This is a genomic window from Galbibacter sp. L-19 (assembly GCF_056857615.1).
In genome coordinates this window covers 1-7365 of sequence record NZ_JBSXNL010000006.1, presented here as the reverse complement: position 1 = coordinate 7365, position 7365 = coordinate 1, and the positions used below count along the sequence as shown (strand labels likewise).

The following is a 7365-nucleotide window of genomic DNA, read 5'->3' as shown; positions in this document are numbered from 1 at the left end:
TTTTACAATCCAATTCTTTTAAAACCTTGAGGATTTTGTCGTAATTTGCTTGAAAGTTGTGCATATAAATTATAGTGTGGTTACTACAATTTACTGCATTTTAGCAGTTTGCACAACTTTTTCTAAATGCACAACGGGTTAAACTTTTGCTTTATAGAAAAAGCAATGATTTTATTAATCATAATCGTATACTTCTTTAATAATGATTTTTGAATATTGAAATGAAAATTTTATGCTTCAATCATAAAGCATAAGAGGTATTGCCATTGAAATTTTAGAAGAAATACTTTTATAATACTTCTGAAAAAAAATCAATACCAATAAAAAAAGTATACTATACCCGAGGGGGTTGCAAAATGGAGTTTTGAAACTGATCTTCAATATGTTTTGTATGAAGATTTACTTCTGAAGATATTTCCGGTGAAATAATAGTATAACCTACTAAAGAGGAAGGAGTAACATGAACATGACAACAATTACATTGGCAAAACGGAGAGCAAAAATCAATTTCCAATCCACCATCTGTATGTGATGTAGCTACTTCTGTAACAGACACATCGTTTGTATTTACCGCATCATCACTGCAACTCACTAAATTTAGTGAGAGAAAATAAACAGACAATATGGTTAAAAATATCTTCAAAATGTATGTTATACTAGTATTCAGTTTATTAGAATAATAACAAGGTTTGATACAAAAATAGCATTAAAATTAAGTTAACTCAAAATATCATATCTATTTTTTTCTTAATTTTGCGCTTGTATGAAATCCGTATTACAAAATATTGCTACTTTTTTAATGGCTATGGTTGTGCTTTTATCAACCATGTCGTTCACTATAGATATGCATTACTGCGGAAGTGAACTTGTTGATATTGCATTAATAAAGCCCGCTAAAGATTGTGGGATGGAAATGCAAAAAAGCACTTCTTCTTCGGAAGATATAATGAAAAGCCACTGTTGTACCGATGAGCATATTGTGATTGAAGGACAAAAAGAACTTAAATCTTCATTTGAAAAAATCTCTTTCCATCAACAGGCATTATTGGTTTCGTATGTGTATACTTTTTTCAATGTTTTTGAAGGTTTAGAAGAAAACATTGTTCCTTTTAAAAACTATACCTCTCCCCTGCTGGTCTCCGAAATACAACTGGAGAACAGTACTTTCTTAATTTGATTTTTTAAACAATTGTGTTGTAGAAACGGCTATAAGCAAATGCTTGTAAGCTGCTGTTTTATTATATCTCAAACTCATTAATTGTTTAAATTCTGTTTATAATGCTACATAAAAGCATCAAATTTTTAATCGAAAACAAGCTAGTTGCAGTTTTATTACTTGCCTTTATTGTAGGATGGGGCGTTATAAATGCACCTTTTAGTTGGAATACTGGTTTTATCCCGAATGATCCTGTGGCAGTAGATGCCATTCCAGATATTGGTGAAAATCAGCAAATTGTATCCACCGAATGGAATGGAAGGTCTCCACAAGATATTGAAGACCAAATTACGTATCCGCTTACTTCTGCCCTTTTAGGAGTTCCAGGAGTAAAAACCATTAGAAGTTCCTCTATGTTTGGACTCTCTAATATTTACATCATTTTTGAAGAGAATGTAGATTTCTATTGGAGTCGTAGTAGGATTATAGAAAAACTCAATTCTCTCCCCAATAATTTACTCCCGAGTGATGTCAATCCATCATTAGGACCAGATGCTACAGGGCTAGGGCAGGTTTTTTTGGTATACCTTAGAAGGAAGAGATGAGAACGGAAATGTTACTGGAGGCTGGGACTTAAATGAACTCCGAAGTATCCAAGATTATTATATCAAATTCGGACTTTCTAGCGCTAGTGGGGTTTCTGAGGTAGCTTCTATCGGTGGATTTGTACAAGAATATCAAATCGACATCAATCCAGAATTGATGCGACAATACAATATTAATTTATCACAAATTGTAAATGCAGTAAAAAATAGCAATCGAGAAATTGGCGCACAGACTTTAGAAATTAATAAAGCTGAGTATTTGGTACGTGGATTGGGGTATGTAAAATCTATTTCAGATATTGAAAATGCTGTTATTACCGCAAAAGATTACACTTCTATAAAGGTAAAAGATGTAGCCAAAGTCTTTCTCGGACCTGAAGCTCGAAGAGGTATTCTAGATAAAGAAGGCGCTGAAGTTGTTGGGGGTGTTGTAGTAGCTCGACATGGAGCTAACCCAATGGAAGTTATAACAAATGTCAAAGAAAAAATAAAAGAAATAAGTGTAGGGCTTCCCACAAAAACCCTTAAAGATGGTACTGTCTCAAAACTTACAATTGTTCCGTTTTACGACCGGAGTACACTTATAAAAGAAACGCTAAACACACTAGACGAAGCGCTAACACTAGAAATATTGGTTACCGTACTGGTTATTGTTATGATGGTGTTTAATTTACGAGCTTCTATCCTAATTTCTGGATTGCTTCCAGTTGCCGTACTTATGGTTTTTGTTGCAATGAAACTCTTTCATGTAGATGCTAATATTGTAGCGCTTTCTGGAATTGCCATTGCCATTGGAACGATGGTCGATGTAGGGGTTATTTTATCTGAAAATATTATTCAACATTTGGAAACTTCCGAAGGAAAAAAATCCATAAACACCATTGTTTACAATGCAACTACAGAAGTCTCTGGCGCTATTATAACAGCAGTTCTTACTACTATAATTAGTTTTATCCCTGTGTTTACTATGGTAGGCGCTGAAGGAAAATTATTTCGCCCACTAGCGTTTACAAAGACTATGGCATTAGCCGCTTCTATTGTTGTAGCGCTGTTTTTAATTCCACCTTTTGCTGCTATTTTATTCAAAAAAAGAGCTTGGAAAAAGAAGAGTTCTTTCCTAATTCATATCTTCAGTATTTTAATAGGAGGGGTTGCTATTTTCTATGGATATTTTATTGGACTAGCACTTGTTGCTTTTGGTATCCTATCTATTCTAACCATCAAAGAAAAAGTTAAAAAAGAACATACCAAATGGTGGCAACTGGGAATTATCATATTCACTATCACAGCTCTTTTGGCCTCTTATTGGCGACCCTTAGGGTTTCAAGAAAATTGGATTTTAAACTTTGTTTTTGTAGCCTTAATTTGTTTTGGACTACTAGGAGTTTTCAAAATTTTCAGTAACTATTATACTCGAATTCTTACTTGGGCAATGGAAAATAGAATTCTTTTTCTTTCCCTTCCTACCTTAATAATTGTATTAGGAGTTAGTATCATGCTGAATACTGGAAAAGAGTTTATGCCTTCCTTAAATGAAGGAACCTTCTTACTAATGCCAACTTCCCTTCCTCATGCTGGCGTTGAAGAAAATAAACGAGTGTTACAACAGCTCGATATGGCTGTTGCAAATATTCCAGAAATCGAAACAGTAGTTGGAAAGGCAGGACGAACAAACTCTGCTATTGATCCTGCTCCACTTTCCATGTACGAAAATATTATTCAGTATAAATCAGAATATATATTGAACGAGAGCGGAAAGCCTCAACGTTTTAAAGTAAATAGTGAAGGTTTATTTGAGCTTAAAAATGGAAAATTTACAAAAGATGGAAACCATTCATCAGAAAAATTAAATATAACTTCAGACAATTTAATTGTTGATGATGAAGGAGCATATTTTAGAAATTGGCGTCACCATATCAATTCTCCAGACGATATTTGGACTGAAATTGTAGAAGCTACAAAGCTTCCAGGGATTACTTCTGCACCAAAATTACAACCCATAGAAACGCGTTTAGTTATGTTACAAACAGGAATGCGAGCACCAATGGGGATAAAAGTAAAAGGAAATGATTTAAAAACCATAGAAGCATTTGGAGTACAGCTAGAAGAGATTTTAAAAAATACTAAAGGTGTTAAAAAAGAAGCTGTATTTGCAGATAGAATTATTGGAAAACCATATTTATTAATAGATATTGATAGAGAAAAGCTGGTCAGATATGGTATTTCTATTGAAAAAGTACAAGAAATTCTTGAGGTAGCTATTGGTGGAAAAGTGTTAAGTAAAACCGTGGAAGGTAGAGCGCGGTATAATATCCGCGTACGTTACCCAAGAGAATTGCGAGCTAGTACAGCCGATTTAGAAAAAATATATGTTCCAGTAGCAAATGAAAACCCTGTTCCATTAAACGAATTGGCAAGCATTAGATTTGAAAGAGGACCGCAAGTAATTAAAAGCGAAGATTCCTTTTTAGTTGGCTATGTTTTATTTGATAAAATGGAAAATTTTGCTGAAGTTAATGTAGTTGAAAATGCGCAACAAAGCATTTTAAAACATATTGAATCGGGCGAGTTAAAAGTACCAGAAGGGATTAGCTATAAATTTACAGGAACTTATGAAAACCAGCTTAGAGCTGAGAAAACTTTATCTTTTGTTGTTCCATTAGTTTTAATCATCATCTTTTTAATTTTATATTTTCAGTTTAAATCGGCTACTACATCTTTTATGGTTTTTAGCGGAATTGCAGTAGCTTTTGGCGGTGGTTTCATACTAATTTGGCTCTATGGGCAGTCGTGGTTTATGAACTTTTCTTTCTTTGGAGAAAACCTTAGAGAGCTCTTTCAAATGCATCCTATAAATTTAAGCGTAGCCGTTTGGGTTGGATTCATAGCGCTGTTTGGCATTGCAACCGACGATGGGGTAGTTATGGCCACCTATTTAACACAAACTTTTAAACGAGAACAACCAACAACAGTAAAAGAAGTTAGAAGTGCTGTTATTCAAGCAGGAGAAAAACGTATTCGACCTTGTTTAATGACTACCGCTACTACCCTTTTGGCATTGCTACCTGTTTTAACTTCGTCTGGAAGAGGAAGCGATATTATGATTCCTATGGCTATTCCTAGTTTTGGAGGCATGCTCATTGCATTAATTACGCTATTTGTTGTGCCTGTTTTATTTGGATGGAAAAAGGAAAAAGAATTATAAACTATGAATTTTGAATCAAGAATCAAGAATTAAGAATTAAGAATTAAGAATTAAGAATTAAGAATTAAGAATTAAGAATTAAGAATTAAGAATTAAGAATTAAGAATTTTAAAAGTTATTGAGCATGAAAAACATACAAAACAGTTTAACGTTTTTAACTATTTCACTTTTAACTTTTTTAACTACAACAAGTTACTAATGATACATATAAAATACATCATAACAATTGGATTGCTTGTTATAACAAGTGTAAGTTATGCGCAAAGTCTAAACGATTATATCGAAGTGGCTTTAAAAAACAATCCTGAAATTCAATCTTTTGAGTTAAAACATCAGATTGCTGAGGAAAAAACTAATGAATCGGTTACACTTGCAAATACAGAATTTGGCGCAGGCTATTTTGTAAGTGAACCAGAAACAAGAACAGGCCCTCAACGCTTTAAATTATCGGTAAAGCAAATGCTCCCTTGGTTTGGAACAATTACTGCTCGAGAAAATTATAGTAGTTCTCTAGCAGATGCTTCGTATACTGAAATTACTATTGCTAAACGAAAATTAATGCTAACTGTAACAGAATCTTATTATAAATTATATGCATTACAAGCCAAGCAAGAGGTTTTAAAAGAACAAATAGACTTATTAAAACATTACGAACAAATTGCTTTAACAGGAGTTGAAGTAGGAAAAACTTCTGCAGTAAAAGTATTGCAGCTACAAATTCGGGAAAATGAATTAGATGAAAAGAGAAGAGTTTTTGAGCAGGAATATTTAGGGGAATTAGTAGCCTTCAACTTACTTCTAAATCAGGATAAAGAAAATAATGTGGCGGTAATCTCCGCCTTGGAAATTCCAACGCAGACAGAAGAAATAGAAATAGATAATCTACAACTTCATCCAGAGCTCTTAAAATATGACGCTTTGTATAATTCGGTCACCCAAGCAGAGCTACTCAACCAAAAAAGTAATGGTCCTAATTTAGGAATTGGACTGGATTACATTAATGTTTCTGAACGTACAGATATGGATGTTCTCGATAATGGAAAAGATATTTTTATGCCTATGGTTTCCATTTCTGTTCCTATCTTTAATAAGAGTATTCGTTCTAAAACCCTTCAGAACAAATTACAACAAGAAGAAATTGAAATGCAAAAAGCATTAAAAATAAACCAGCTTACTACGTATTTAGAAATAGCTTCAAAAAACAGAACTAATGCTAGAATTAGCTATGAAACACAGCAAAAAAATATGGAACAAGCAGTAAATGCTGAAGAAATTCTGATAAAGAATTATGAAACTGAAACCATAAATTTTAATGATTTATTAGATATTTTAGAATTACAACTTAACATTCAACTCAATGAAATAGAAGCCATTAAAAACTACTATTTGCAAAGCGCACTAATTAATTATATTACAAACAATTAAATATTATATCATGAAAAAAATGAGAATTATACCACAAATCGGAATTTTAGTAGCTATTGGAATATTTGTTATTTCATGTAAAGATTCCAATTCTAAATCGTCTGAAACAAAGACAGTTGCTATTGCTTTTAAAAATGATTTAGCAGACAAAGCTTTTCAACATTATACCCACATCAAAACGGCACTTACTAATGGCAATGTAAGTGAGGCTAAAAAAGGAGGTAAAATGCTCTCGGAAACCATCAGCAATAATTATATAGATATTTCAAATCTCAGTAAAAAAATTGCTGTAAGTGAAAATCTTGAAGAGCAACGTCAAGCATTTTCTGAGCTTACTAATGCCATTCAACCGTTTATAGAATCGAATCTTGAAAATGGAGAAATATATAAACAATACTGCCCAATGGCTTTTAATAATGCAGGGGGCTATTGGTTTTCAAAAGAAGAAGCTGTTAGCAATCCATATTTTGGAGAAAAAATGCTGAAATGTGGTACTGTTAAAGAAGTGATTAAATAATATTGTTGTCCGATAAAAGCAGACAGCGTTTATTGCATTCCACATATATCAAGGGTTAATAGAGGTTTTAAAATAGCCCCCTTGCTATTAAGAAAAATGAATAAAAAGAGGAGTTTATTAATATTATTTTTTTAAACTACTCACTTTGTAATAGTTAAGATTTAGTCTTTGTTCTTTTCTCTTACAGCGAAGCAGTCTTGTATTTTTAATCGGACATTAATGATAAAATAATTTATTTAGAGCGTAAGCTTTTTTTAAAATACAATTAACTACCTCGGAATAAACACACGAGGTAGTTAAAAAAATAACTTAACTTTACCCGTTGTGCATTTAGAAAAAGTTGTGCAAACTGCTAAAATGCAGTAAATTGTAGTAACCACACTATAATTTATATGCACAACTTTCAAGCAAATTACGACAAAATCCTCAAGGTTTTAAAAGAATTGGATTGTAAAAT

General features: G+C 32.6%; 6 protein-coding genes. 5 read left to right on the top strand and 1 reads right to left on the bottom strand.

Annotation, left to right across the window (positions count from 1 at the left end; translation table 11 throughout):
• Positions 1–334 precede the first annotated feature (334 nt).
• The gene (locus AC13CQ_RS00125; RefSeq protein ID WP_008616053.1) at positions 335–643 is read right to left on the bottom strand and encodes a DUF6660 family protein; all 309 of its coding nucleotides are present in this window, start codon (positions 641–643) and stop codon (positions 335–337) included.
• 120 nt (positions 644–763) lie between these two features.
• On the opposite strand from AC13CQ_RS00125, the gene AC13CQ_RS00120 reads away from it, so the two are divergent.
• From AC13CQ_RS00120 to AC13CQ_RS00100, 5 genes are all read left to right on the top strand, one after another.
• Positions 764–1177, top strand: coding sequence for an HYC_CC_PP family protein (locus AC13CQ_RS00120; protein ID WP_008616052.1), 414 nt, complete (start codon positions 764–766; stop codon positions 1175–1177).
• Between the two features lie 101 nt (positions 1178–1278).
• Positions 1279–1761 (top strand): efflux RND transporter permease subunit, encoded by a 483-nt coding sequence (locus tag AC13CQ_RS00115; protein WP_394359005.1) that lies wholly within the window; start codon positions 1279–1281, stop codon positions 1759–1761.
• A 46-nt stretch (positions 1762–1807) separates the two neighbouring features.
• Positions 1808–4966: an efflux RND transporter permease subunit gene (locus AC13CQ_RS00110; RefSeq protein ID WP_394359007.1), complete on the top strand. Its 3159-nt coding sequence runs from the start codon at positions 1808–1810 to the stop codon at positions 4964–4966.
• A 198-nt stretch (positions 4967–5164) separates the two neighbouring features.
• Complete coding sequence (locus AC13CQ_RS00105; protein WP_008616050.1) at positions 5165–6391, top strand: TolC family protein; 1227 nt, start codon at positions 5165–5167, stop codon at positions 6389–6391.
• A gap of 10 nt (positions 6392–6401) precedes the next feature.
• A complete protein-coding gene (locus AC13CQ_RS00100; protein ID WP_008616041.1) occupies positions 6402–6908 on the top strand; it encodes a DUF3347 domain-containing protein in 507 nt (168 codons plus the stop codon).
• The last annotated feature ends 457 nt before the right edge of the window (positions 6909–7365 follow it).